24 protein-coding genes and 1 pseudogene are annotated in these 25,500 nt (G+C 71.8%); 5 read left to right on the top strand and 20 right to left on the bottom strand.

Features of this window, described 5'->3' with window-relative positions; translation table 11 throughout:
* Positions 1-78: 78 nt before the first annotated feature.
* From HNR13_RS05180 to HNR13_RS05140, 9 genes are all read right to left on the bottom strand, one after another.
* Positions 79-1,053 (bottom strand): aldo/keto reductase, encoded by a 975-nt coding sequence (locus HNR13_RS05180; protein ID WP_179604768.1) that lies wholly within the window; start codon positions 1,051-1,053, stop codon positions 79-81.
* Positions 1,054-1,102: 49 nt separating this feature from the next.
* Positions 1,103-1,861: an SDR family oxidoreductase gene (locus tag HNR13_RS05175; RefSeq protein ID WP_179604767.1), complete on the bottom strand. Its 759-nt coding sequence runs from the start codon at positions 1,859-1,861 to the stop codon at positions 1,103-1,105.
* The gene (locus HNR13_RS05170) at positions 1,858-2,883 is read right to left on the bottom strand and encodes an alcohol dehydrogenase catalytic domain-containing protein (RefSeq protein WP_179604766.1); all 1,026 of its coding nucleotides are present in this window, start codon (positions 2,881-2,883) and stop codon (positions 1,858-1,860) included. The genes HNR13_RS05175 and HNR13_RS05170 overlap by 4 nt, the downstream gene beginning before the upstream one ends.
* Positions 2,884-2,988: 105 nt before the next feature.
* On the bottom strand, positions 2,989-3,846 hold the full coding sequence (locus tag HNR13_RS05165; RefSeq protein WP_343063464.1) for an inositol monophosphatase family protein: 858 nt from the start codon (positions 3,844-3,846) through the stop codon (positions 2,989-2,991).
* A complete protein-coding gene (locus tag HNR13_RS05160; protein ID WP_179604765.1) occupies positions 3,843-4,544 on the bottom strand; it encodes a glycerophosphodiester phosphodiesterase in 702 nt (233 codons plus the stop codon). Before HNR13_RS05160 ends, HNR13_RS05165 begins: the two co-directional genes overlap by 4 nt.
* On the bottom strand, positions 4,541-5,608 hold the full coding sequence (locus HNR13_RS05155; protein WP_179604764.1) for an ABC transporter ATP-binding protein: 1,068 nt from the start codon (positions 5,606-5,608) through the stop codon (positions 4,541-4,543). The genes HNR13_RS05160 and HNR13_RS05155 overlap by 4 nt, the downstream gene beginning before the upstream one ends.
* 23 nt (positions 5,609-5,631) lie before the next feature.
* Positions 5,632-6,453 (bottom strand): ABC transporter permease, encoded by an 822-nt coding sequence (locus HNR13_RS05150; RefSeq protein ID WP_179604763.1) that lies wholly within the window; start codon positions 6,451-6,453, stop codon positions 5,632-5,634.
* Positions 6,453-7,400: an ABC transporter permease gene (locus tag HNR13_RS05145; RefSeq protein WP_179604762.1), complete on the bottom strand. Its 948-nt coding sequence runs from the start codon at positions 7,398-7,400 to the stop codon at positions 6,453-6,455. Before HNR13_RS05145 ends, HNR13_RS05150 begins: the two co-directional genes overlap by 1 nt.
* Positions 7,400-8,551, bottom strand: a complete 1,152-nt coding sequence (locus tag HNR13_RS05140) for an extracellular solute-binding protein (RefSeq protein WP_179604761.1) — start codon at positions 8,549-8,551, stop codon at positions 7,400-7,402. The genes HNR13_RS05145 and HNR13_RS05140 overlap by 1 nt, the downstream gene beginning before the upstream one ends.
* 207 nt (positions 8,552-8,758) lie before the next feature.
* Here HNR13_RS05140 and HNR13_RS05135 point away from each other — a divergent pair, with 207 nt between their 5' ends.
* Positions 8,759-9,511 carry a DeoR/GlpR family DNA-binding transcription regulator gene (locus HNR13_RS05135; protein ID WP_246312718.1) on the top strand — a complete coding sequence of 251 codons (753 nt, stop codon included), beginning with the start codon at positions 8,759-8,761 and terminating at the stop codon, positions 9,509-9,511.
* A gap of 54 nt (positions 9,512-9,565) precedes the next feature.
* Here HNR13_RS05135 and HNR13_RS05130 read toward each other — a convergent pair whose 3' ends face one another.
* Together HNR13_RS05130 and HNR13_RS05125 are read right to left on the bottom strand one after the other, a co-directional pair.
* Complete coding sequence (locus HNR13_RS05130) at positions 9,566-10,960, bottom strand: APC family permease (protein WP_179604760.1); 1,395 nt, start codon at positions 10,958-10,960, stop codon at positions 9,566-9,568.
* 61 nt (positions 10,961-11,021) lie between these two features.
* Positions 11,022-12,656 carry an amidohydrolase gene (locus tag HNR13_RS05125; protein ID WP_179604759.1) on the bottom strand — a complete coding sequence of 545 codons (1,635 nt, stop codon included), beginning with the start codon at positions 12,654-12,656 and terminating at the stop codon, positions 11,022-11,024.
* Between the two features lie 99 nt (positions 12,657-12,755).
* Between HNR13_RS05125 and HNR13_RS05120 the strand changes: the two genes are divergently transcribed.
* Complete coding sequence (locus HNR13_RS05120) at positions 12,756-13,436, top strand: TetR/AcrR family transcriptional regulator C-terminal domain-containing protein (protein WP_179604758.1); 681 nt, start codon at positions 12,756-12,758, stop codon at positions 13,434-13,436.
* Here HNR13_RS05120 and HNR13_RS05115 read toward each other — a convergent pair.
* Positions 13,433-14,485 (bottom strand): hypothetical protein, encoded by a 1,053-nt coding sequence (locus tag HNR13_RS05115; RefSeq protein ID WP_179604757.1) that lies wholly within the window; start codon positions 14,483-14,485, stop codon positions 13,433-13,435. The two genes, HNR13_RS05120 and HNR13_RS05115, sit on opposite strands and share 4 nt — an antisense overlap.
* Before the next feature lie 94 nt (positions 14,486-14,579).
* Complete coding sequence (locus HNR13_RS05110; RefSeq protein ID WP_179604756.1) at positions 14,580-15,332, bottom strand: PASTA domain-containing protein; 753 nt, start codon at positions 15,330-15,332, stop codon at positions 14,580-14,582.
* A gap of 209 nt (positions 15,333-15,541) precedes the next feature.
* Here HNR13_RS05110 and HNR13_RS05105 point away from each other — a divergent pair, with 209 nt between their 5' ends.
* Entirely contained in the window at positions 15,542-16,147 is a 606-nt protein-coding gene (locus tag HNR13_RS05105; protein ID WP_179604755.1) for a DUF1269 domain-containing protein, read from the top strand.
* 72 nt (positions 16,148-16,219) lie between these two features.
* Positions 16,220-17,245 (top strand): annotated as a pseudogene (locus tag HNR13_RS05100) (LLM class flavin-dependent oxidoreductase).
* 41 nt (positions 17,246-17,286) lie between these two features.
* Here the strand turns inward: HNR13_RS05100 and HNR13_RS05095 are convergent.
* A complete protein-coding gene (locus tag HNR13_RS05095; RefSeq protein ID WP_179604754.1) occupies positions 17,287-17,607 on the bottom strand; it encodes a hypothetical protein in 321 nt (106 codons plus the stop codon).
* A 579-nt stretch (positions 17,608-18,186) separates the two neighbouring features.
* Here HNR13_RS05095 and HNR13_RS05090 point away from each other — a divergent pair.
* Positions 18,187-19,167, top strand: a complete 981-nt coding sequence (locus HNR13_RS05090) for an AraC-like ligand-binding domain-containing protein (protein WP_179604753.1) — start codon at positions 18,187-18,189, stop codon at positions 19,165-19,167.
* Here HNR13_RS05090 and HNR13_RS05085 read toward each other — a convergent pair.
* From HNR13_RS05085 to HNR13_RS05060, 6 genes are read right to left on the bottom strand one after another with little or no spacing between them, the layout of a single operon-like run.
* The gene (locus HNR13_RS05085; protein WP_179604752.1) at positions 19,164-20,840 is read right to left on the bottom strand and encodes an FAD-dependent oxidoreductase; all 1,677 of its coding nucleotides are present in this window, start codon (positions 20,838-20,840) and stop codon (positions 19,164-19,166) included. The genes HNR13_RS05090 and HNR13_RS05085 overlap by 4 nt on opposite strands.
* A complete protein-coding gene (locus HNR13_RS05080; RefSeq protein WP_179604751.1) occupies positions 20,840-21,103 on the bottom strand; it encodes a UBP-type zinc finger domain-containing protein in 264 nt (87 codons plus the stop codon). Before HNR13_RS05080 ends, HNR13_RS05085 begins: the two co-directional genes overlap by 1 nt.
* Positions 21,090-21,593, bottom strand: coding sequence for a thioredoxin (gene trxA / locus HNR13_RS05075; RefSeq protein ID WP_218881171.1), 504 nt, complete (start codon positions 21,591-21,593; stop codon positions 21,090-21,092). Before trxA ends, HNR13_RS05080 begins: the two co-directional genes overlap by 14 nt.
* Positions 21,590-24,241, bottom strand: coding sequence for an ATP-dependent chaperone ClpB (clpB, locus tag HNR13_RS05070; RefSeq protein WP_179604750.1), 2,652 nt, complete (start codon positions 24,239-24,241; stop codon positions 21,590-21,592). The genes trxA and clpB overlap by 4 nt, the downstream gene beginning before the upstream one ends.
* Positions 24,232-24,549 carry a chaperone modulator CbpM gene (locus tag HNR13_RS05065; protein ID WP_179604749.1) on the bottom strand — a complete coding sequence of 106 codons (318 nt, stop codon included), beginning with the start codon at positions 24,547-24,549 and terminating at the stop codon, positions 24,232-24,234. Before HNR13_RS05065 ends, clpB begins: the two co-directional genes overlap by 10 nt.
* On the bottom strand, positions 24,546-25,496 hold the full coding sequence (locus HNR13_RS05060) for a DnaJ C-terminal domain-containing protein (RefSeq protein WP_179604748.1): 951 nt from the start codon (positions 25,494-25,496) through the stop codon (positions 24,546-24,548). Before HNR13_RS05060 ends, HNR13_RS05065 begins: the two co-directional genes overlap by 4 nt.
* Positions 25,497-25,500: the final 4 nt, after the last annotated feature.

Here is a 25,500-nt window from a genome sequence, read left to right as displayed (position 1 = left end):
TCCTAGCACGGGCCCGACCCGCAAACGGCTGATTCGTGTGACCTTTCGATTATCCCTGAATCGGCGCGGCGCGGCGGATCACCGCGCTGGGTCGATCAGTCCGGCGTCCGCCAGCTCCTCCCACAGCTCGGCGGGAACGTCCGCCGCGCCGCGCTCCGCCCCGGAGCGGACGTGGGCGGCCGTGCCCGTGCCGAGGACGACCGAAACGACCTCGGGTCGCCGCAGCGCGAACTGAACGGCGGCGGTGGGGAGGTCGACGTCGAAACGCGCGCACACCTCCGCGATCCGCCGGGCGCGGGCCAGGATCTCCGGGGGCGCAGCCGAATAGTCGTAGTGCGCCGCCTCCGGCACGCTGGCCCGGCTGAGGATCCCCGAGTTGTACACCCCCGCGACCACCACGCTGACGCCGCGCTCCGCGGCGGCGGGGAGCAGGTCCGCGCCGGCGGACTGGTCCAGCAGCGTGTACCGTCCGGCGACCATCACGATGTCCACGTCGCACCGCCGCACGAACTCCGTCAGCATCGCCGACTGGTTCATGCCGGCGCCGATCGCGCCGACGACGCCCTGCTCGCGCAACTCGGCGAGCGCCCCGACGCCGCTGGTGGACGCGGCCTCCCAGTGCCGGTCCGGGTCGTGCAGATAGACGATGTCCAGCCGGTCGACCCCCAGCCGCTCCAGGCTGGACTCCACCGAGCGCAGGATGCCGTCACGACTGAAGTCGAAGACCCTGCGGTGGTCCGCGGGCACGGCGAAACCGTCGTCGTCCGGCCGGTCGGCGGTCTCCGGGCTCGGCACGAGGAGCCGCCCCGCCTTCGTGGAGATCACGAGCTCGTCGCGCGGCCGCCCGGCCAGCGCCTGACCGAGGCGCCGCTCGGACAGGCCGAGCCCGTAGTGCGGAGCGGTGTCGAAGTAGCGGATGCCGTCGCTCCAGGCGGCGTCGATCGCCGCCAGCGCGTCGTCGTCCGAGATCGCGCGGTAGAGGTTCCCGACCTGGGCGCCGCCGAAACCGATCTCGGTGAGCCGGCCGCCGCGACGGTAGGGGCGCTCCCTCATCCGCGGCCCCCTCTCGGACGTGTGCGGCCGGATGTCTGCGGCGCGGCGCTCATCGCGCGAGCCAACCGCCGTCGACGGGCAGAACGATACCGGTCACGTAGCCGGAAGCGGGCGCCGAGAGGAACACCACCGCGGCGGCGAGGTCCTCCGGGTCGCCCCAGCGTCCGACCGGGATGCGGTCGAGGATGGCCTGCCGCCGGGCCGGGTCGTCGCGCAGCGCCCGGGTGTTGTCGGTGGCGATGTAGCCGGGGGCTATCGCGTTCACCGTCACGCCCTGCCCGCTCCACTCGTTGGAGAGGGCCTTGGTCAGCCCGACGATGCCGGACTTGGCGGCGGCGTAGCCGGGAACATTGATCCCGCCCTGGAAGCTCAGCAGGCTGGCCGTGAAGACGATGCGGCCGTACCCGCGGTCGAGCATCCCCGCGCCGACCGCCTGGGTGAGCGCGAACTGGCTGGACAGGTCCACCTCGACCACGTGATCCCAGAGCCGCAGCGGATGCTCGCGCGCCGGCGCACGTTCGATGGTGCCCGCGTTGTTCACGAGGATGTCGATCCGGCGGTCCCGCAGTTCCTCCGCGAACGCCGTGACCGCACCCCGGTCGGCGAAGTCGACCGCGTGCGCCTCGAACCGGCGGCCGTGGGACGCGACGAGGGCCTCAGCGGCGCTGCCCTCGGGTTCGAGGGTCGCGCTCACCCCGATGACGTCGGCGCCCGCCGCGGCGAGGGCCCCCGCGAACGCCAGCCCGATCCCGCGCTTGGCGCCGGTCACGACGGCGGTCTGACCGGTGAGGTCGAACGGCCCGTTCACAGCGCGGCCCCCGCGACGTCGACGAGGACCTTCATCGCCTGGCCGGACTCGAGGCGCGCGAACGCCTCCTGGGTCTCCTCGAGCGGGACGACGTCGGTGATCAGGCGCTCGGCCGGGATGACGCCGGCGGCGACGAGCCCGATGGCCTCCTCGAAGTCGGCCCGCTCGTACACCCGGGCGCCGAGGAGGCGCAGCTCCCGCCAGAAGACGCGCTGCACGTCGATCTCCCGAGGCACCGGGTGGATCGCCACGATCACCAGGGTCCCGCGCACCTTGGCGAACGAAGTGGCCGACCGCAGGGCGGCAGCGGCTCCGGACACCTCGAACACGACATCGGCGCCCGCTCCCTCGGTCCAGCGCTCGACCGCGGCCACAGGATCCTCGCCCGCCGGATCGATCACGTCGAAGCCGAGCTCCGCCGCCTGGCCGCGCCGGGAGGCGTCCACCTCGGACACGACCACCTCGGCACCGCGATGGCGGGCCACCGTCGCGATCAGCAGGCCGATGGGGCCGCCGCCGATGACGAGGACCCGGTCCCCGCCGCGCAGCTCCGACCTCCGCACGTCGTGCACGGCGACGGCCACCGGCTCGACCAGAGCCATCTGCCGCAGGGGTGCGCTCTCCGGCACCGGGATGACGATGCGCTCGGGAACCGTCCACAGCTCCTGGAGCGAACCGGGCGAGTCGATGCCGACGAAGTCGAGATTCTGGCAGATGTGCTCGTGCCCGGCCCGGCACGCGGGGCAGGTGCCGTCCCAGGAGAGCGGCATCACCGTCACGTGCTGGCCGGGCTGGACCGCCGTCACCCCGGCGCCGACCGCGGCGACGATACCGCTCATCTCGTGCCCGAACGCCAGCGGGCGTCGGACGCGGCCGTCCATGTCGCCGTGGACGATGTGCAGGTCGGTGCCGCAGAGCCCGGTGTAGGCCACCCGGATCTGCACTTCGCCCGCTTCCGGTGCGGCGGGCTCCGCCTCGACCGCGGCCACTCGATGGTCACCCAGATACTGTGCCGTGCGCACGGCGACTCCTCTCGTCACGGAGAAACATAATACGTGTGACCTTATGCCACGCCGCGGCGGAACGGCAAGTCGGAGCCGGAGGTCCGTGCGAGGGCGGCGCCGGCGCTACACCAGCGCCGCCCCCTCCCGCGCGTCCCTCCACAGCGCGTACAGCCCGTCCGCGACCTCCGGGGCGGCGACTAGGATCCCGCCGGTGGCGGGGAAGAGCGCCGGGCGCCCGTCGTGGCCGAGCACCGCGGCGCCGGCCTCGTGGGCGATGAGCACCGCAGCCAGGTGATCCACCGGGCTGAACCGGTGGACGATCCCGCCGATGCCGCGACCCGCGGCCGGCCCGAGCAGCGTGAGGGTTCCCGAGCCCATCACGCGCAGCGTGCAGAACGCGGTCGAGAGCGACTGCGCGAGCTCGCGGAGGCCGGTCCAGGCGCGGTGGCCGGCGAGCTCGGTGCCGACGACCCCGCCGGTGAGCGAGCCGCCCGGAGCGAGCGTCAGCGGCTCGCCGTTGCAGCGGGCGCCCGCGCCGGCGACGGCGTCGAAGAGCGCGTCGTGCCACGGGTCGGCCACGACGCCCACCAGGGGACGGTCGTCGACGGCCAGTGCGAGGGAGAAGGCCGTCCAAGGCAGGCCGTTGGCGAGGTTGGTGGTCCCGTCGACCGGATCCAGGTACCAGGTCGGGCGGCCGGGCACCGCTTCGCCGCCGAACTCCTCGCCCACGAACGCGTGGCCGGGGAAGCGGCGGCGGACCTGTTCGCGGACGTGCCGCTCGATCGACCGGTCCAGGTCGGTCACCAGATCGGCCGGGTCCGCCTTGGTCGTCACCATCGTCACGGGATGCGTCCTGGTCTGCTGGATCGCCCAGGCGCCCAGCCCGACGGCGAGGGTGCGGGCGGCGGCCAGCTCCTCCGCCTTCATGGCGTCGCCCACTCGCACAGCGTCGTCCCCGTTCACAGCGTCGTTCTCCTTCACAGCGCCACCATCCCCGCGCGCATCGTCAGCAGCCGGTCGAGCCGGTTGGTGGTGATCGTGTCCACGCCCGCGTCGAGCGCGCAGGCCAGATCCGCCGGCTCGTCCACCGTCCAGGCCGTCACCGTCAGCCCCAGGTCGTGGACGCCGCGGACGAACGCCTCGCCGGCGATCCGGAACGGGACGTTGACCGTCACCGGGTCCAGCTCCGCCAGCTCCGCCGTGGTCGGGACGCGCAGCATCCGCCACGGCAGCCAGATCCGGGCGGAGGCGTCGAGCGCCCGCAGCACGCGCATGCCGTCGAGATCGCCGCACCAGTCCACGCTCGTGCTGGTGGCCGCGGCGAACGCGGAGGCCACGGCGTGCGCCGGCGCGGCGAACCGGGCGTCGTCCATGTCGATCACCAGCCGGCTCTCGCCTCCGTCGAAGAGCGGGAGGACGTCGGCGAGCAGCGGAGGCCGCTCGTCCGGCCCTCCGAACGCCGCGAGCTCCGCCGCGCGCACCTCATGGATGCCGCGCGGGTCGCCCCAGAGCCGCTCGAGCGTGGGGTCGTGCAGCACGACGACCTCGCCGTCGGCCGTGAGCCGCACATCGATCTCGACGATCTCGGCGCCCTTCGCGATCGCAGACCGCACGGCCGGGAGGGTGTTCTCGCGGAACACCGACGAGTCGCCGCGGTGGGCGGAGGCGCGTGCGATCATGCGACCACCGCCTCGGGCTGCCGCACCAGGCGGCCGTCGCGGTAGACCAGCGCCGCCTCGATGGCGGCGAAGCCGACAGCCCCCAGCGCGGGCGGAGGCCCCGAGACGTACGCCGCCAGGGTCACGTCGTCGCGGCGCAGCCGCAGCTCGTGGAAGTGGCCGTGCGGGACGATCCGCTCGACCGTCGCGCGGAGCGCTCCCGGGCGGGGCGTCGTGGTGAACGCGACGCTCTCCGGGCGGACGCCGACGACGCCGTCTCCGTCGACGATGCGGACGCCGTCGAAGGCGCCGTCGAAGCGGTTGAGGGAGCCGATGAAAGTGGCGACGAACTCGGTCTCCGGCCGCGCGTACAGCTCCGCCGGCGTCGTGAACTGCTCGATCCGGCCCTGGTTCATGACCGCGACCCGGTCGGAGATCGACAGCGCCTCTTCCTGGTCGTGGGTGACGATGACCGTGGTGATGCCCAGCCGCTGCTGCAGGTCGCGGATGTCCTCGCGGACCTTGACCCGCAGCTTGGCGTCGAGGTTGCTGAGCGGCTCGTCGAGCAGCAGCACGTCCGGCTCCTGCACGAGGGCGCGGGCGAGCGCGACGCGCTGCTGCTCCCCGCCCGAGATCTGCGGAGGACGCGAGCCGCGGTGGTGCAGGAGGTTGACCAGCCCGAGCACCTGCTCGACCCGCTCGGCGATCTCCGCGCGCGACTTCCGCCGCAGGCGCAGCGGGTAGGCGACGTTCTTCGCGACGGTCATGTGCGGCCACAGCGCGTAGTTCTGGAACACCATCGCGCTGGGCCGCTTGTCGGGGCCGAGACGCGTGACGTCGCGGCCGGCCATCGTGATGCGGCCGGCGTCGGGGGCGAGGAAGCCGGCGATCATCCGCAGCGTCGTGGTCTTCCCGCATCCCGACGGCCCGAGGAGCGAGACGAGCTCGCCACGCTGCACGGTCAGATCGAGGTCGTCGATGATGGTGCGGCCGCCGAGCGTCTTGCGCAGTGCGGTCAGGCGCAGACCGCCGTCGTCGGCGCGGTCGGCCGGGTCGGCGGCGCCGACGGGGGTGGGCGAGGACATGGAACGCTCCTTCAGGTGGACGATCACTTGAGCTGGAAGCCCTCGGCCAGCTGGCCGCCCATCACGTGCTTGCGCACGGCGAGCAGCAGCACCACCGAGGGGATGGCGAGCAGGATCGAGAACACGGCGGCGACCTGCTTGGGGAAGTTGAGGACGAGGCTGTACATCTCGGTCGGCATGGTGAGGATGTCGGGGGCGCCCACGAGATAGGTGCCCTGGGCCTCGTCGAACGCGGCGAGGAAGGCCATGACCGCGCCGACCAGGATGCCCGGGAGCGCCAGCCGCAGCGTCACGGTGAAGAACACGCGCGCCCGGGAGGCACCGGCGTCGCGCGCCGCCTCCTCGAGCGACCGCGGCACCGCCGAGAACGCGGCGGCGGGGATCCACGTCATGAAGACGATGGTGCCGAGGAGCTGCACGATCACGATGCCGGCGACGGTGTTCATCAGGCCGAGGGCGTAGTAGAGCGACGCGAGGGTCGCGAACAGCCCCATCCGCGGGAAGGCGTTGGTGGCGAACAGCCCGATCAGGAACAGCCTCCGCCCGGGGAACTCGAAGCGCGCGAACGCGTACGCGGCGGGCAGGCAGACCACGGCCGAGACGAGCACGACCACCGGGGTGATCAGCAGCGAGTTCTGGATGGAGGAGCCGAGCGCCTGGTCGCTGAGCACCTGCTGCCACCAGCGCAGCGTCCAGGAGTCGGGGAGCAGGTTCGGGTAGGTCCAGCGGTCGGCGAAGGCGTGGGCGCCGAGCCACACGAGCGGTCCGAGCACGAACACCAGCAGGACGATCGCGAAGGCGGCCGCTCCCGCGGTGCGGAGGGCCACGGCGAGAGGGCGCGGCATCAGATCCTCCCCTCGCGGCGGGCGCTGCGGAAGTTCGCCCAGACGTACAGCGCGCCGATGCCGGCGGCGGCGAGGAACACCACGAACGCCATCACGAGCGACTGCTGCGGCTGGTTGTAGGCGGTGAAGTAGCTGGCCAGCGAGACGCCCAGCATGGTGGGCGCGTTCGGGCCGGTGAAGTACGGCACCGTGTAGGAGCCGATCACGCCGATCGCCGTGAACGTCACGGCGATGACGATCGGCACGGCGCTCATCGGCAGCAGGATCGTGCGCACGATGCGCGCGGTGCCGGCTCCCGCGTCCCTGGCCGCCTCGATCAGGGCGTCGGGGACGGACTGCAGGCCGGAGGCGATCATCAGCACGGCGAACGGCAGCGAGGTCCAGGCCGAGCCGATCACGATGGCGACGGCCGTGTACGACCACACCGGGGCCGCGATGCCGGCCTGGGCGAACAGGCTGCGCAGGAAGCCGTCGGCGGAGTAGAAGGTCAGGATCGCCCAGGACGCGATCACGACCGGGATGAAGAGCGGCACGATCGCGACCGCGGACAGCAGCCGGGCCAGCCATCCGCCGCGGAGCCGCAGGTACAGGCCGATGCCGCCGGCCAGGACCACGACGATCGCCGTGCTCGCGACGGTCACGCCCAGGGTCAGAGCGAGATCCTGCCAGAACGCCGGGGTGCTGAACACGTCTCCGTAGGCGGCGAAGGTCGGCACGGCGCCGTCGGCGTGGTGGACGTGCTGGCCCACGGCGGCGACGACGGAGTTCAGACCGCCGGTGAAGCCGACGCTGAATGCGAGGGCGAGCACCACGGGCACGCCGACGAAGAGCGCGATGACGACGACCGGAGGCAGGGCGAGCAGGAAACCCGCCGCCGCGGACCGCGACGCGTGGTGCGCGCCGCGATCCGCGGTGGCCGCCGCCGGGGTGGCGGTGACGGTGGCCATTACTTGCCGGGGACCTTCTGGGCCCACGCCTTGTTCATGTCGGCCGAGACCGTGGCGAAGTACGACGGCCGCAGGTGCGCGATGTCGGCGTCCTTGAAGAGGTCCTGCGACGCCGCCGGGAGCTTGTCGAGCGCGATCACCGGGTAGCCGGAGATGCTGTCGGACACAAGGCCCTGGGCGGCGGGGGTGAGCAGCCAGGAGACCAGCTTCTCGGCGCCGGCCGTCCGCGGCGACGCCGACGGGATGCCGAGGTAGCTCGCGCCGCCGGTCAGCGACGGGTCGGAGATCTGCGTGTAGGCGATGTTCGCCGGGATCTGCCCGTTCTTACGGCCGGTGATGAACTGGTCGCTCCAGACCGGGGCCACCGAGATCTGGCCGCTGGAGAGCAGGTCGAGGACCTGGTTGTTGCCGTTCGGGTAGACGCCGTTCTGGTACACGGACGGGTTGAGGGAGGCCAGGGTGGCGAAGCCCTTGTCCCATCCGGCCTCCGCGCTCGGGTCGGTGCCCGTGACCAGCTTGGCGCGGTCGGCGTCGGAGAGGTTCTGGTCGAGCACGGTGGAGACGAACGCCGCTCCACTGCCTCCGGTGCTGGGCGAGTTGTAGGTGAACTTGCCGGGGTGCGCCTTGATCCAGGCGAGCAGGTCGTCGAGGGTCTTCGGCGGGGTGGGCACCGTCTTCGTGTCGTACGCGAGCACGACGCTCGACCCGCGGTACGGGATGCCGCCGTTGCCGCCGGCGGCGACGAGGTTCTTCGGGACGTCGGCCAGGCCGGGGACGGTCGTGCTGCTGACCTTCGTCAGCAGGCCGGACGCGGCGATCTGGGCGACGAACCCGGCGTCGACGAGGTCGTAGCCCGGGTCCTTCTTCTGGAGGGTGGCCGCGGTGAGCTTCGCCACGGTCTGCTGGTCGTGGAGGCCGTGCAGGTCGAAGTCGACCGACACCGTGTAGCCCGGGTTGGCCTTCTCGAAGGCGGGGATGAGGGTCTTCTGCCAGAGGTCCTGGATGTTGGTGTCCGCGCTGAGGAAGACGGTGAGTTTCTTGTCCGCGCCGTCGGAGGACGACGCGGCAGAGCTGCTCTGGGCGCAGCCGGCCAGAGCGAGGCCCGCGGCCGTGACGACCGCGAGGGAGGCGAGCAGGCGGGAGGTTTTCACGAGGGCGCTCCTGAGTGGGAGGAAGGGAGTGGGAGTCGCCGGCTCCCCGTCCGGAGGCCGGCGGTTTCACGCTATTCGAGCTGCGCGTTCTTGGCGATACTCGGAGCCGAGGTTTCAAATGAGCGCCCAAAGCTGTTCATTCGGTGTTCATATGAGCGAAAATGAGCACAGTAACGCTGTAGTCGCTCAGATCTGAGAGGAGAGCGCATGCTGACGCATCAACGCGAGACGGCCATCGTCGAGCGCATCCGCACGGCCGGGAGCGCGACGGTCGAGGAGCTGTCCGCACTGCTCGACGTCAGCGGGACGACCGTCCGCCGCGACCTGGAGCGCCTCGAGCTCTCCGGCAGCGTGCGCCGCGTGCACGGCGGGGCCACCCTCCCCGAGGCCGGGCACGACGACCTGGAGGACCTGGACGCCGACGCCGGCGAGAAGCGGGCCATCGCCGCGGCGACCGCCGACCTCATCCGGGACGGCGACGTCGTGCTGCTCGACATCGGCCACACCACGCTCGCGGTCGCCCGGCACCTCCGCGACCGGCCGGTGACCATCGTCACCAACAACCTGTGGATCCTGCGGGTGCTCGGCGACGACCCGGTGTGCACCCTCATCCTGCTCGGCGGCGCCGTCGGCTCGAAGCCGGGAACCGTGTCCGGTCCGCTCACCGAGCAGATGCTGGCGCTGATCCACGCGGACGTCGCGGTCATCAGCAGCGGCGGCGTGCGCCCGGACGGCTCGGTGGTGACCGACCTCAACCAGGAGGCCACGATCAAGCACCGGATGTGCCGGGCGGCCGACCGCACCATCCTGGTGGCGACCTCGCTCAAGTTCCCCGGCGACGGCGCCTTCCAGATCGCCTCCCTGCACGACTTCGACATCGTCGTCACGACACCCGGCTCCGGCACCGCGACACTGGAGGGCGCGGTGGGGCAGGGCACGCGGGTGGTGGTCGCGGGGTAGGCGGCGCCCCGAACGCGGCCGCGGCGCCGACCGTACCGGCCGGCGCCGCGCACCTCACGCTTCGGCGGCGAGCGCCTCCTCCTCGAGCTCCTCCTTCTCGGAGAAGTCCATCATCGGCGGCCGGCGGCGGAAGCCGCGGGTCAGCACGGCGAGGTAGACGACGCCGACGAGGATCCAGGAGAGGCCGACGATGAACGTCGTCGCCGTCAGCGAGGTCCACAGCCAGACGGTCAGGACGAACCCGATCGCGGGGAGCAGGCCGTAGCGCAGCCATTCGCCGGTGCTCGGCCGCCCGCGCCCGCCCTTCGGGAACAGGTGGTGGCGGATCACGGACAGGTTCACCATCGAGAAGGCGACGAGCGCGCCGAACGAGATCATCGTCGCGGCCTGGTCGAGCGTGAGGACGAGCGCGAGCAGCGACACGACCGACACGATCAGCGCGGCGAACCACGGTGTCTGGAAGCGCGGGTGCAACCGTGCGAACACCTTCGGGAGGACGCCGTCGCGCCCCATCGAGTAGATGATCCGCGAGACGCTCACCTGCGTGGTCATGCCCGAGCCGAACGCCCCGACGACGTAGACGGCGACGAAGAACGACGTGAGGAACGTGCCTCCGACCTTCGCCATCAGGTCGACGCCCGCGGAGTCCACGTGGGCGAAGGCGCGCCAGTCGGGGTAGACCAGGGCACCCAGCCACGACACGACGATGAAGATGGCGCCGCCGATGAGGGTGGTGAGGACGATCGCACGGGGGATGTCGCGGCGGGGGTTCTTGGCCTCCTCGGAGAGGGTCGACACCGCGTCGAAGCCGAGGAACGACAGGGCGAGCACGGCGGCGCCGGCGAAGACCGGCCCCAGTCCGCCCTTGCCGGGCAGGAACGGCTCGATCAGGCTCGGCGTCTGCGACGACGGGTTGGTCGCGAGCTCCTTGATGCAGAGCACGGCGAACACGACGACGAGGATGAGGGAGAGCGCGACGATCGCGATGTTCAGCTTGTTCACCAGGGTGATGCCGAGCACGTTGAACAGCAGCACCAGCAGCAGCGACGCGAGCGCGAACACCCACTGCGGGATGTCGGGGAACTGCGTGTTGAGGTAGATGCCGATCAGCAGGAAGTTGATCATCGGCAGGAACAGGTAGTCGAGCATGAGCGTCCACCCGGTGAGGAACCCGATGTGACCGCCGAAGGACTGCTGCGTGTACGTGTATGCGGAGCCCGACACCGGGAACGCGCGCGCCATCGCGCCGTAGCTCAGTGCCGTGAACAGCATCGCGATCAGCGCGACCAGGTACGCCGACGGCAGGTGGTTGTCCGTCGTCTCGGTGACGATGCCGTAGGTCGTGAAGACGGTCACCGGGGCGAGGTAGGTGAGCCCGAACAGGATCAGTGCGGTCGGTCCCAGCGCGCGCTTCAGGCGCGGCTGGGCGGGGAGGTCGGTCGTTGTCATGCGGGTGGCGCCTCTCTGGAGGGTCGTGACAGGGGATGAATGGTCGCCGCGGGGGCGGGTATCAGCTCCGTACAGGGGTGGGAGCGGGGAGGCCGCGGCGGATGCCGGCGACCCAGGTGCCCAGCACGCGGACGGAGCGCAGTTCGTGCGGGTCCACGGTGCGGGGGTCGCCGTCGAGCCAGACCAGATCGGTCTCGGCGCCGGGGCGGATGCCGGTGCGGGTGGCGTCGGCGAAGGCCTGCACGGCGACACCGGAGGAGTAGGCCTCCAGCGCGTCGGTGAGGGTGATGCGTTCGGCCGGGGTCCAGCCGGCCTCGGGCACGCGCTGCTCGGTCTGCCGCGTGACCGCGGTGGCCACGCCGGGGCGCCAGTCGGCGCTGCTGACCGGCCAGTCGCTCCCGAACGAGATCCGCGCCGAGCCGTGCAGGGTGCGGATCGGGTACTGCAGCCGCTCCCGGTCCGGGCCGAGGCGCGGGATGGTCAGCGCCAGCATCATCGGGTCGAGCTGGGCCCACAGCGGCTCGAAGTTGGCGATCACGCCCAGCCGCCCGAAGCGCGGCAGGTCGACGGGGTCGACGACCTGGACGTGCGCGATGACCGGCCGGCGGTCGCGCGGGCCGTTCGTCCGCTCGACCGTCTCGAAGACGTCGAGGGCCGTGCGGGCCGCGGAGTCGCCGATCGCGTGCAGGTGCAGCTGGAAGCCGAGGCCGTCGAAGGCGACGGCCGCGGCGGCGAGCTCGTCGGCCGCCCAGTTGGGAAGGCCGCGGTCGCCGGGGGTGTCGACGTAGTCGTCGAGCATCGCGGCCGTGTGGTTCTCGACCACGCCGTCCACGAAGACCTTCACGGTGCCGGCCGTCAGCAGCGGGTCGCCCAGCTCGTCGACGCGGCGGCGCGACTCCACGAAGCCCTCGACCTGCTCGCGCCAGGTGAGGGGGTCGGCGCGCAGGGCCAGGTTGACGCGGGTCGAGAGGAGGCCGCGGCGGGACGCCTCCAGGTACGCCTCCACCTCGGCCGGCTCGACCCAGGCGTCCTGCACCCAGGCGACGCCGAGCTCGGCGTAGGCGGCCGTCGCGAGGCGCAGCGCTTCGACCCGCTCCTCGTGCGTGCGTCCCGGCTCGGCGGCGAGCAGCAGGTCGACGGCGCCGGGCTCCTGGAGGATGCCGAGCGGCGACCCGTCCGGTCGGCGCGGGATGCGGCCCAGCGCGGGCTCCGGGGTGCTCGCGTCGATCCCGGCGCGGCGCAGGGCCTCGGAGTTCACCCAGACCGTGTGGTAGTCCCAGGCCCGCAGCACCACCGGCCGGTCGGGCACGACCGCGTCGAGCCAGCGCGCGTCGAACATCCCGTCCGGGGCGAGCGTGGCGTCGTAGCTGCCGCCGTAGATCCACTCCTGCTCGGGGTGCGCCTGCGCCCAGTCCGCGACGCAGGCGACGATCTCCTCGACGGAGCCGCACGAGCGCACCTGCGGGCCGAGCTTCTCGAGACCGGCCTGCAGCGGGTGGGCGTGACCGTCGCCGAACGCCGGCGCCAGCACTCCCCCGGCGAGGTCGACGGTCTCGACGCCGGGTCCGTCGAGCGCCAGCGCCTCGGACCCGACGGCGACCACGCGTCCGTCGCGCACCGCCAAGGCATCGCTCGTCTCGGCGTCCGGGCGGTAACCGCCCAGGATCGTCCCGCCCATGAACACGGTCGTGGTCATGCACACCTCCATCGCTGCAGACCGAACGCCGTGAATAAATGAACGACGTTCTTTTGTTTGGAGCGATATTAGGCTGTGATCGTGCCCGAAAGGAAGAGCATGGCCGAAATCGCCTCGCCGGCCCGGCGCGCCGGGCGACCGAGGAAGGCCGTACTGACCCGCGACCTGATCGCGCACGCGGCGCTGCGACTGCTCGACGAGTCCGGCGCCGAGGGCTTCACCATGGTGCGACTCGCCCAGGCGCTCCGCGTGCGGCCCAGCGCCATCTACAACCACGTCGAGGGCAAGGAGGACGTGATCGCGAGCGTCCGCGAGCTCGTCTCCGACCGCATCGACGTGAGCGCCTTCGCGACCGAGCAGTGGGACGTGGCGATGCTGCAGTGGGCGCGCTCGTACCGGCGGGCGTTCGCGACGCATCCGCCGACGATCGCCCTCCTGGCCACCCTTCCGCTCACCGGGGCGCTGCGGACGATGCACATGTACGACACCGTCGTGGCGGCGATGGTCCGGGCCGGCTGGCCGGAGGCGGAGGTGCTCTCGGCGATCGTCGCGATCGAGTCGTTCATCCTCGGCTCGGCCCTCGACGCGGTCGCCCCCGGCGACATGTTCGACCCGGCCGGCGCCGAGCACGAGGTCCCCGCATTCGCCTCGGCGTATGCCGCCCGCGCCGCCGCCCTGGACGGCGCGGAGCCCGCGGACGCCGCCTTCGAGCTCGGGCTCCGCGCCCTCATCGACGGGCTCCGCTCACGCCATGCGGCGCTGCGGAGCCGACTGCTCTAGTCCGTCCAGTCCACGGAGCCGAACAGCGCTCCGGAGTCGGTGAACGAGCTGATCCACCCCGTGACGTCCGCTTCGATCGGACCCGTGGACGTGACATCGCCCGTCTCGCCGGTCGCCGGAATCGAGTAGTCGGCGTGGAACGTGACCTCTCCGGGCGCGGTCGTCGTCACCGGCCAGCACCCGCCGGCGCTCACGCCCGCCGTGGTGGGCGTCCGGCAGCCGAAGTCCCAGTCGCCGATCGCGAGCGTCGGGCGCGACTGCACCTTCCAGGACTGGTTCGCCCAGACCTCGCCCGCGTCGGGACCGGAGGTCAGCCCGAAGGAGCATCGGACCGGATGGAAGTCGGGTACGGCCGCGCACTGGTCCAGCCAGGCGTCGGCGGCGGCGATCGCGGCGTCCCTGCCCTTCGCCGTCAGCGTCGCGGGGACCTGGAACCGGTCGGAGTGGCCGAAACCGGCGACGGAGACCGCGGCATCCGGCACGGTGAACCACGGCGACTGCGACGTGAGGGCGAACGCATAGTCGCCGGGGAACGCGTGGATGTGCTGCACCGCGCCTTTCCACCCGAGCGGGACCCCGGCGAGGGTCGCAGCGATGCGGCCGGGCGCGCCCACCGTGATCTCCACCGTCGTCAGCTCCACCGGCCGAAGCCTCCACGTGTCCAGCCCCAGCGGACTGAGCGGGGTGACCGTCCTGCTCAGCTCGAAGGTCGCCGTGGACGAACCGCTCTTCTGCTGGATGCGCGCCTCGACCGTCGCGCCGGCCCCGACCGTGCGCGTGCCGAGGATGTCGAACCCGGTCATCCGGTCCGTCGCGTGGCGGTACGCCGTGTCGGTGAGCAGCACCTCCGCCGGGTCCGCGGCGCGGCCCTCCATCCGCAGCGCCGCGGAGATATGACCGCGCTCCACCTGCGACAAGTAGGCCGAGACGATCGCCGACGGCTGCGAGGCCTCGCGGGCGCCGAAGAACATCACCACCACGGTGGCGGCCAGCCCCAGGCACAGCGCTGAGGCGAACGCCCCGATCACGATCCAGACGCGCGTCGTCATATCGATTCCCCCCGAACGAAGCAGTGCGAGCCACAGCCTAGCGAGGCGTCGCAGGTCCGCCCGTCAGGCGTGGCTCGACAGGCGGGCGGCCGCCCTAGACGACGGAACGGAGGAGGCCGCCGACGACACCGAGCGGTGATCCCGGAAGCGGCGGAAGCGGCAGGGAGGGCCCGGGCGGCGCCGGGACGGCCGGCGGAGGGGTGACCGCCGGGGCCGGCGCCGGGGCCGTCGGAGGCTGTGGAGCGGGCGCCGGCGGCGCGGGCGCGGGAACCGGCGGGACGGGAGCGGGCGCCGCGCCGCCACTGCGGGAAGCGCCCGCGTTTCCGACTCCGGCGCCGCCCTCGGCCGCGCCCGTCGCGGACGTGCTGCCCGGCCCGGCCGGCGCCGGGACGGCTCCCGATCCTGTCGAACCGCCTGCGTTCGGAGGCGGCGTCGAGCCACCCGATCCCGCCGGCGCGACGGTCAGGGCGATCCTCGTCCCCTTCGCCGCCCACGCTCCCGCGCCCGGGGACTGCCGGATCACGACGGAGCCCACCTCGCCGGACGCGGGCTCCCCCGACTCCGTGCGGAACTCCGTCGAGAACCCCCGGGCGCGCAAAGCATCCGTGGCGCGGGACTCCGAGAGGCCCACCACGTTCGGAACGGACAGGGCGACGACGGGGGCGGCGCCGGACCCGGAGGAGTCCGGATGTGCGGGCGCCGGCGTCCGGTCGGCCGTTCCCAGCGCCGTGACGGCCAGCGCCGTGACCAATGCCGCGGTCACGACGGCGCCGGTCGGGAGCGGGTGCGCGACGATGACATCGCCGACCCGGCGGAGCCCGCCGGTCCGCGCGGTGTGCCTGCCCACCGTTCTCCCTTCCCTGCCGATGATCGCGTCGACGAGCGGATGCCCAGTCCACCCTGATTGCCAGTCGACGGCGAAGACGGTACGCCGCACACGCGGAATCCGTGAGGGCGGCCCAGGAGACTGCCAGGCAAACCGGGATAGCCGCAGGCAATGCCCGCTCCTATACTTTCGCCCGAAACGGCAGACACCGCTCGTGAAGGAGACCGGACATGACCGACACACCATCCACTCCCGCCGACGACTCCGGCGCGGATGACTCGGACGTCGCCGTGCAGGCGGCGGGCATCAGCGACGGCGCCTACACGCTGCTCGCCGCAGACTTCGCGGACACCGACATCGCGCTGGAGGCATACGAAGCTCTGAAGAAGGCCGAGGACGGCGCGACGGTCAAGATCGACGGGGTCGTCGTCGTCCGACGGACCCCGGACGGCAAACTCGAAGTGCAGAAGGCCACGGACCACAGCACCCGCGAGGGACTCACCTGGGGCGCAGTCGGCGGCGCGGTGCTGGGTGTGCTGTTCCCACCCTCGATCATCGGCAGCGCCCTGGTGGTCGGCGCGGGCGGCGGCATCATCGGCAAGCTGCGCGAGCGCCACCACAAGAAGGAGCTGGCGAAGGAACTCGAGGACGCGATCGAGCCGGGCCACTCCGGCATCATCGCGCTCGTCTCCAACCCCGGCGAGGTCAAGATCCGCCAGGCTCTGGAGAAGGCCGACCGGATCGTCGAGAAAGCCATCGACAATGCCGCCGCGGCGGACATCAAGGCAGCGGGCAAGGAGGGCGACGGCGCAGGCAAGGCGGAGTCCGCCGGATGACGTCACCCACGACGTGACAACGCGTTACGCGACGGTCCGCTCAGGCGGTTCGCCCACCGCTACGGTGATCGCGTGACCAGACCGCTGCGCTCCCTGGGCTTCCTCACGATCGGCCTCTTCGACCGCGACGACCCGCGCGCCGGCCATGAGGCGACCCTGGCGATCATCGAACGCGCCGAGAGGCTCGGTTTCGACAGCGCCTGGCTGCGCGACCGCCACCTGCAGTACGGGATCTCCTCGCCCGTGGCGGTGCTCGCCGCGGCATCCCAGCGCACCCATCGCATCCGCCTCGGCACGGCCGTCATCCCACTCGGCTACGAGAACCCGTTCCGTCTCGCCGAAGACCTCGCGACGGTCGACGTGCTCACGGGAGGGCGTCTCGAGCCCGGGTTCTCGGTCGGACCTCCCGGACGGTTCGACGAGATCGCTCCGGCGCTCTACCCCGACACCGCCGAGCACGAGCAGTTCGGCTACGAGCGGCTCGTGCGCCTGCGTCGCTATCTCGCCGGGGACCGCGTGAGCCCGTTCTCGGGCACGGAGGGGATCGAAGCGTACTCGGAGCGGATCGAACCGCACTCGCCCGGCCTCGTCGACCGGCTCTGGTACGGCGCGGCAAGCCCGGCCTCGACGACCTGGGCGGCGGAGAACGGATTCCACCTGCTGACCAGCAGCGTCGTGCAGTCGGTGAACTCGACAGACTTCGACACCGAGTAGTACGAGCAGATCCGGCTGTACCGGGAGCGGCATCCCGACGGCGAACGGGCCCGGGTGTCACAGGGTCTCGTGGTGATCCCGACCGATTCGGCGACCGCCGAGCAGCGCGAACGCTACCTGGCGTATGCGGAGTCCCGGCGAGGACGCGTCGGCATCCCGCACGGTCCGCGCGGGTTCCTGTTCGCCGAAGACCTGGTCGGCACATCCGAGCAGATCGCGGATCGGCTGCTGTCGACCCGCTCCTTCCCCGAGGTCGACGAGGTCGCCTTCGCCCTGCCGTTCGACTTCACCCCGGACGACTACGGGCAGATCCTGGAGGATATGGCGGGCGCTCTCGCACCGATCCTGGGGTGGACTCCGCCGGCGTCGTCCGTCAGGGCGTGACGCTTCTTTCCGCGAGAGCGAGCGCACTCACGCATCGCGGCTCAGGGATGCCTCAGCTCCCGGTGGACGTTCCCTGGCGCGCCGGGCGCTGCCGCGAGATCCTCCAGTCCCAGCTCGATCAGGGCCAGGCGAGCGCGGAGGACGACATAGCGCGGGAAGCCGGTCAGCTGCTCGAGCTGCGCATGGCTCACCATCGAAACGCCGGCGGTCGATGCCATCGACACCTCGCAGCGCGCGACCGCGAGCACGGTCTCGGGGTCGATCGCCTTCGCCGCGAAGATCTGCTGCGCATCGTGCCGCGACAGAGCGCGCTCGACCGCCGCGATCCACTCGCCTCGGCCGCAGAAGCGGGAGTCTTCCACCCGCGTCACCGCCCGAAGAACCGGAACAGGCGGGCGAGCACCCCTCGCCTCGACCCCCGGGTCGCCGGTCGGTACTGCTCAGTCGGCGGGTCGTCACCGGAGGGCGTCTGCAGCCGCAGGAATGCAACGAAGTCGCACCGCGAGCAACTCCACAGATGGCTGTGGACCGCCAGCCCCACCCCGTAGTACGGATTGCTGTCCACGGTGGCGCGCGAGCCGCAGCGCGGGCACGACCTCGACCGCATCGGGAACTCCGACTCAGCCATCGAACGCCGACCGCGCATTTCCGTGTTGCATTTCGCTTCCGCCTCGTCTCGACCTGCGGTCGCAGTGACGTTGCCCCAGGGCGCGATGGCCCTCCCCACCCGAAGGGGAGGGCCATCGCAGTTCGTCGACCCCTAGTCATGTCGACGCCTCCACGTTAGGCAGGCCGAAATCGAGGTCGATATCCGGTTCGCGCGTCTCGCTGTCCGCCTCGCGCAGCCTCAGCGCCGGCGACCGCCGCACCCTGAAGGAGCTCGCAGTCCGCGTCGACCCGATCGTGAGGGCACACACTATTAGGGCACGTACAATCTGTCCGTGCACCCTGAGATCGAGATGTTCGGCAGCGGCCGAATCACATCCGCTCCGGGTGTCGAGGAGGCGCGGCACGAGCTCTCGCGCCTGTTCCTGCCCGTCGAATTCCCCTCCGCCCGGGCGTCGAGCACCGTCGGTCTGACCCTCAATGCGGTGATCGTCGGCCGGACGACCTGCGGCTACATGCGGTTCCGGGAACCCGTGCGCATCGACACCGCAGAAGCCGACAACTACCACGTGGACATTCCCATGACCGGCCGGGCGACCATGGAGGCCGGCCTCGGGACCCCGGTGTACGGGACGTCGCGCACCGCCGGCGTCTTCATGCCGGGGCGGCCGGTGAGCTTCGACTGCAGCCCGCGCTTCTCCCAGCTCTCGCTGATGTTCCCGCGCGACGACGTGCGGCGCGAGCTCGAGGACCTGCTCGGCGAGCCCGCGGTGCGCCCGCTCGAGTTCGCAGCCGACCTGAGCATGAGCAGCGCGGGAGGACAGGCGATGCTCCTCGCCCTCCGCATGATCGACCGCACCGCGGCGCAGGCGAACGGCGCGCTCGCCCACCCGCTGGCGGTACAGCGATTGGAGCAGGCGCTGCTCCACAGCCTCCTGTTCGGGCAGCCGCACAACTACACGGCCGCACTCGCCGCGCCGTCGCCCACGGCGGGCACGCGCCCGGTCTCGAGGGCCGCGGAGCTTCTGCGCAGCGACCCGGGGCGACCCTGGACGGTGGCCGAGCTGGCCGCCGAGGTGTCGATGAGCGTCCGCAGCCTGCAGGAGGGCTTCCGGCGATCGCTGGGCACGACGCCGATGAGGTACCTCCGCCGGCTCCGGCTGGAGAAGGTGCAGCACGAACTGTCCGAGGCGACGCCCGGCACCGTCACCGTCACGGACGTCGCCACACGCTGGGGCTTCCTGCACCTCGGCAGATTCGCCGCGGCCTACGCGCACGCTTTCGGGGAGCAGCCCTCGGTGACCCTGCGACGCTAGGACCTGCTGCCTCCGGTGGCGAGGTAGTCGTGCACCATCTTCACCACGCTCGCCCCCTCTCCCACCGCGGCCGACATCCGCTTGACCGACCCACTGCGCACGTCGCCCACGGCGAAGACGCCGTGCGCCGAGGTCTCGAAGGGTTGGACCAGGGGTTCGGCGGCGCCCGGCCGCGGGCCGGTCAGCAGATACCCGCGTTCGTCCCGCTCGAGGCCGGGACCGAGCCACGCCGTCGCGGGAACCGCGCCGATGAACACGAAGAGGTGCGCGGTGGGGAGTTCCTCGCGCGCGCCGGAGGGCCGGTGCTCGACGGTCACGGATTCGAGCCGGGATCCTCCGGCGGCCTCCACGACCTCGGATCGCACGTGCACGGTGATCCGGGGGTGATCCTCGACCTGGGCGACCAGGTAGCGCGACATGTCCGCGCCGAGCTCGTCCCCGCGTACGACGAGGTGGACGTGCGAGGCGGTTCCGGAGAGGAAGACGGCGGCCTGTCCGGCCGAGTTTCCGCCGCCGACCACCACCACCGGGTCGATCCCGCACTCCCGCGCCTCGTTGATGGTCGCCGCGTAGTAGACGCTCGTGTACTCGAACCGGTCGAGGTTCTTCGCCGCCAGCCGGCGGTACTCCATTCCGGACGCCACGACGACCGCCCGGGGGGTCACGGTCGTTCCGTCCGAGAAGCGGACCGTGATCGCGCCCCCCGTGGCGTCGAGCTCCTCGGCGGAGGCGGGCGCGACGACCGTGGCTCCGAACTTGGCCGCTTGAAGGCGGGCGCGCTCGGCGAGCTCGGCGCCGGAGATCCCCGCCGGGAACCCGAGATAGTTCTCGATCCGGGCGGATTGTGCCGCCTGGCCACCGGTGGCGACGGAGTCGCAGAGGACGACCGACAGCCCATCGGAGGCGGCGTACACTGTCGCCGCCAGCCCCGCCGGCCCAGCGCCCACGACGAGGAGATCGCAGGTCGGTTGCGCCCGCGCTCGGCGGATGCCGAGCGCCTCCGAGACCTCCGCGACGGACGGATTGCGCATGATCCGCGTGCCGCCCACGATGACGACCGGGAGGTCGGCGACGTCCAGGCTCAGTCGCCGGACGATGAGCTCGGCCGCGGGATCGCCGTCCAGGTCGAGGAGCCGGTGCGGAATCCGGTTGCGCGCGGCGAAGTCCAGCAGCCGGCGGGTGTCCGGCGAGAACCGTGAGCCCACGATGCGGAGCCCGGCGCCGGCCCCGATCGCCAGCGACCGCCGGATGAGGTACGCGCGCAGGATGATGTCGCCGAGCAGCGGGTCGCCGGTTACGATCCGCTCCAGCGCCGGTATCGGCACGGCGAGCACCGTGCCGGCCTGAAGCGCGGTCACGGTCGCGAACGACGGTTGGCCCTCCAGCAGCCCGATGTCGCCGACGAAGCGGCCGGGCCCGTGCACCTCGGTTCGCGCTCCCTGTCCGTCCGGGTCCGTGTCCTGGACGCCGACCCGGCCCTCGATCACGGCGAAGAACGAGCCGATCGGCTCGCCCGCCCGTGCCAGCACCTGACCCTCCGAGACGGGGACGGTGGCGCCGTGCTCGCTCAGCGCCTGCAGCTGCGGCGGCGTGAGCCGCGGGTACGCTCCGAGCGCGTCCGGGGTCTCCGCCGACGTAACCTGCTCCGGCGGCTCCGAGCGAGGGTCGGTCATCACACGTAGTCCTCGTCGATGTAGCACCACCGCCAGCTCTCACCGGGCTCGTGCGATTGGACGATGGGATGCCCGTCGTGCGCCGCATGCGCCCGCGCGTGCCGCATCGGCGAGGCGTCGCAACAGCCCACCTTGCCGCAGGTGAGGCACAGCCGCAGGTGCACCCACGGCGTGCCGAGCGCCAGGCAGTCCTCGCACGCGCCCGGCGTGCGCGGGGTCACCGGGCGGATGTAGACGATGTGGGGATCCCTACGAATCGTCACGGGGCGTCCCTCCCTCCGCGCCGGCGCCGACGCTCTTCCTGGCGCGCCGCTGCTGCAGCATCGCGTCGTCGAACCAGCGGCGCAGGACGGCCACCGGCGCCGCCCCGGCCTGCCGGGCGATCACCTCCCCGTGGTCGAGGATCATCAGGGTCGGGACGGCCTGCACGGTGAACCGGGACGACACCCGGGGCGCCCGGTCGACATCCACCTTCACGAGCTTGACCTCCCCCGCCCGCTCGCCGGCCAGTTCCTCCAGGACCGGGCTGACCATCCGGCACGGGCCGCACCAGGTCGCCCACATGTCGACGATCACGGGCAGGTCCGCCTTCTCGGCGATCTCCGCGAACGTGTCGTCGAGAGCGTCGGCGATCCACGGGAGCGGCTTGTGGCAGTTCGCACAGCGTGGACGTCCGCCGGCGGCCGCGGGCACGCGGTTCTTGCGGCCACAGTTCGGGCAGCGGATGATCCTGGCCTGGCCGATGGCGCTCATACCGCGGCCTGCGCTTCGGCATCGGATTCGGCCGGCGCCTCGACCGCGTCGACGACGATCTCGCCGTCCCGGACGTCGATGCGCACGGTGGAGCCGTCCCGGACGACCCCCGAGAGCAGAGCCCTCCCCAGGCGCGTCTCGATGTCGTGCGAGATGTACCGGCGCAAGGGCCGCGCGCCGTAGAGCGGGTCGTAGCCGCGCTCGGCGATGAGGCGCCGCGCCTCGGGCGTGACCTCGAGCCCGATCTGGCGTTCCGCGAGGCGGCGCGCCAGGTCGCCCATCAGGAGGTCGACGATCGACTCGATCTGCTCCAGCCCGAGCGGCGCGAACACGATGATGTCGTCGACCCGGTTGAGGAACTCCGGACGGAAGCGGCCGCGCAACTCCGCGAGCACCAGGTCCTTCACATCCTGCGGGATCGCGCCGTCGCTGTCCCGGGAGCCGGTGAGCAGATGCTCCGCCCCGATGTTGGACGTCATGATCACGATGGTGTTGCGGAAGTCGACGGTGCGGCCCTGGCTGTCGGTGATCCGCCCGTCGTCCAGCACCTGCAGCAGCGTGTTGAACACGTCCGGGTGCGCCTTCTCGATCTCGTCGAAGAGGACCACGCAGTAGGGTCGGCGGCGCACCGCTTCGGTGAGCTGCCCGCCCTCGTCGTACCCGACGTAGCCGGGAGGGGCTCCCACCAGCCTGCTGACGGTGTGCCGCTCCTGATACTCGCTCATGTCGAGCCGGATCATCGCGGACTCGCTGTCGAACAGCGCGCTCGCCAGGGCCTTGGCGAGCTCCGTCTTGCCGACGCCGGTCGGCCCCAGGAAGATGAACGAGCCGATCGGCCGCCGCGGGTCGCGGATCCCTGACCGCGCCCGGATGATCGCGTCGCTGACCAGCCGCACCGCCTCCTCCTGCCCGACCACACGCTCGTGCAGGACCTCGTCGAGCTTGAGCACCTTCGCGCGCTCCCCCTCCTGGAGCCGCGCGACGGGGATGCCCGTCCACGCGGCGACGATCTCGGCGATCTCCTCCTCGGTCACGACCTCGCGGAGGAGCCGCTGCCGCCCCTGCTTGGCCTGCAGCCGCTGCTCCTCGGCGGCGAGCTGACGCTCGAGCTCGGCGAGCCGGCCGTAGCGCAGCTCCGCCGCGCGGTTGAGGTCGTACCTGCGCTCGGCGTCCTCGGCTTCGCGCCGCACCTGCTCGAGCTCGCTCCGGAGCTCCTGGACCTTCCGGATGGCCTGGCGCTCCGCCTCCCACTGGGCACGCTTCGCGTTCGCCTCCGCCTGGAGGTCGGCGAGCTCGCGCCGCAGCTCCTCCAGCCGGATCCGGCTCGGCTGGTCCTTCTCCTTCTCCAGCGCGGCCTCCTCGATCTCCAGCCGGGTGACGCGTCGCGTGAGCTCGTCGAGGTCGGCCGGCATCGAGTCGATCTCCGTGCGCAGCCGCGCGCAGGCCTCGTCGACGAGGTCGATGGCCTTGTCCGGCAGGAACCGGTCGGTGATGTAGCGGTGCGAGAGCGTCACGGCCGCCACGAGCGCGTTGTCCTGGATGCGCACCCCGTGGAAGACCTCCAGGCGTTCGCGCAGCCCGCGGAGGATGGAGATGGCGTCTTCGACGCTCGGCTCATCCACCAGGACGGTCTGGAAGCGCCGTTCCAGCGCGGCGTCCTTCTCGATGTGCTGCCGGTACTCGTCCAGGGTGGTCGCGCCGATGAGGTGGAGCTCCCCGCGGGCGAGCATCGGCTTCAGCATGTTCCCGGCGTCCATCGCGCCCTCAGTTGCACCGGCTCCGACGAGGGTGTGGAGCTCGTCGATGAACAGCAGGATGCGCCCTTCTGCGGCCACGACCTCGGCCAGCACGGCCTTCATCCGCTCCTCGAACTCGCCGCGGTACTTGGCGCCGGCGACGAGCGCCGCGAGATCGAGCTGGAAGACCGTCTTGTCGCGGAGCCCTTCGGGAACGTCGGTGTTGACGATCCGCTGTGCCAGCCCCTCCACGATCGCCGTCTTGCCGACCCCCGGCTCGCCGATCAGCACCGGGTTGTTCTTCGACTTGCGCGACAGGATCTGGATGACGCGGCGGATCTCCGTGTCGCGGCCGATGACCGGATCGAGGCGGCCCGCCCGGGCGTCGGCGACCAGGTCACGGCCGTACTTCTCCAGTGCCTCGTAGGTCTGCTCGGGGGTCGCCGAGTTCACGTGCTGATTGCCGCGGACCGCCGTCAGCGCCCGGAGGAAGCTCTCCCGCGTCACCCCGTTGCTCTGCAGGAGACGCGCGGCGGCCCCTCCACTGGGATCGTCGGCGAGCGCCAGCAGCAGGTGCTCGACCGAGACGTAGGAGTCCTTCAGCCGGTTCGCCTCCCGCTCGGCACGGTCGAGGGTCGCCGAGAGCGTCCTCGAAAGGTACACCTGACCGGGAGTCGCCCCCGGGCCGGTCGTCCGCGGCTTCCGTTCGATCGCCTGCTGCACCTCCGTGAGGAGAACGGTCAGGTCGACCCCGGCCGCTTCGAGCAGCCGCGGGATCAGGCCGCCGTCCTGGGTGAGCAAGGCGAGCAGGAGGTGCTCGTTCTCGGTCTCGGTCTGCCCGTTCCGGCTCGCGATGCTCTGGGCCTCCTGGAGCGCCTCCTGGGACTTCTGGGTCAGCTTGTTCATCTCCATGGCGGAGTCTCCCTTCCGGGGCGGATGATCGTCCGCTGCGCCTCGAGCACGTCGATCCGGGCGAGCAGGTCGATGACGAGTGCGACAGCGGCGTAGTTGAGCGACAGGTCGGCGTGCAGCCGCACGATCCGCCGCACCTGCTCGGGTGCGTCCGGGGTGAACCACAGCCGGCCCGACGCGTCCGTGCCGGCGCGGATGAGGCCGAGCTCGACGAACCGGCGGACCAGCTCGGGATGGACGGACGCGGCGACCGCGACCATCCCGAGGTCGAGCCGGGGCGGGATCACGGGGAGCAGAGGGGAACTCATGACGACGACCTCGGATCGAAGCCGGACTCGCGCTGCAGCTGCTCGAAGAGCTCGCGCTCGCGAGCCGTGGGATGCGGAGGGACCATGATCTTCACCTTCGCGAACAGGTCCCCCGGCTTTCCTCCCTGCTGAGGCATCCCCTGGCCCTTCAGCCGCAGCCGGCGTCCGCTCGACGAGCCGGGCGGGACCCGCACGGTGATCGGGCCGCCGGGCGCGCGCGTCCGGACACTGGCGCCGAGGGCGGCCTCCCACGGCGAGATCAGGAGGTCCATCTCGATGTTCTTGCCGTCGAGCCGGAGTCGCCGGTCCGGCTTGACCCGGAGCGTGATCACGAGGTCGCCCGCCCCGCCGTCCTGCCGCCCGGGTCGTCCACCCCCGGAGACGCGGATGCGCTGCCCGTCCAGTGCGCCGGGCGGTATCTGCAGCTCGAAGGTCTGACGGTCGCCGTCGGGACCGGCGAGGACGACCGTGCGTGGACCGCCCCGGAACGCCTCCTCGACGGTGAGCTCGAGCTCGGCCTCGGAGTCCATCCCGCGCATCGAGCCGAAGACGTCGCCGAAGAGGTCCTCCCAGTCGACCGATGCGCCGCCCGGACCCGCTCCGGCCTGCGCGCTCGACCAGCTGAACCCCGACGGCCCCGGCCGGGCGCGTGTGCGCGCTCGTCCGCCGCCGCCCGCGCCTCCGCTTCCGGCGCCCTGCGAGGCGTACTCGCGTTCCGCCTCCGCGTAGCGCCGGAACTCCGGCCCGAACCGGTCGTACTGGGCCCGCGACTCGGGGTCCGCCAGCACGTGGTAGGCCTCGCTGATCTTCTTGAACGTGTCCTCTGCGCCGGCCTGCTTGTTGACGTCGGGGTGGTACGTGCGGGCCAGTTTGCGGTACGCGCGCTGGATCTCCTTGGCGTCGGCGTTCCGCGAGACTCCCAGCAGCTGGTAGTAGTCGTCCGCCACGGCG

It is taken from the genome of Leifsonia shinshuensis, assembly GCF_013410375.1.
In the GTDB taxonomy this organism is placed as follows: domain Bacteria; phylum Actinomycetota; class Actinomycetes; order Actinomycetales; family Microbacteriaceae; genus Leifsonia; species Leifsonia shinshuensis.
Note: the sequence above shows the minus strand (reverse complement) of the source record. Positions and strands in the feature narration are given on the sequence as shown.